We start from the raw sequence: 311 nt of genomic DNA, 5'->3' as shown, positions 1-311 counted from the left end.
GTGCCGGCGGCGGGCGCGGCGGCTGCTGGTGCCGGTGCTGGCGGTGCGGGTGTTTCGGCCGGGGCGGCTGGTGCTGGTGCGGCGGGTGTGGCCGGTGCCGGGGTGGCTTCGGAGGGTTCGCCGATGATGGCGAGGACGGCGCCGACGGGGGCGGTGTCGTCCTCCTTGAAGCGGATTTCGAGGAGGGTTCCCGAGGTGGGGGAGGGGACCTCGGTGTCGACCTTGTCCGTGCTGACTTCCAGCAGGGCTTCGTCTGCGTCGACGTGCTCGCCCACCTCCTTGAGCCAACGGGAAATGGTGGCCTCGTTCAC

Annotated in this window: 1 protein-coding gene; it reads right to left on the bottom strand. The window is 71.4% G+C overall.

Annotated features, from left to right (window positions below; all coding sequences use genetic code 11):
- Nucleotides 1-311: biotin/lipoyl-containing protein (locus tag PROPJV5_RS12310; RefSeq protein WP_338047478.1), on the bottom strand; the 311-nt coding region annotated here is incomplete at both ends.

This window comes from Propionibacterium ruminifibrarum (assembly GCF_900289195.1).
Classification (GTDB): Bacteria; Actinomycetota; Actinomycetes; order Propionibacteriales; family Propionibacteriaceae; genus Propionibacterium; species Propionibacterium ruminifibrarum.
Note: the sequence above shows the minus strand (reverse complement) of the source record. Positions and strands in the feature narration are given on the sequence as shown.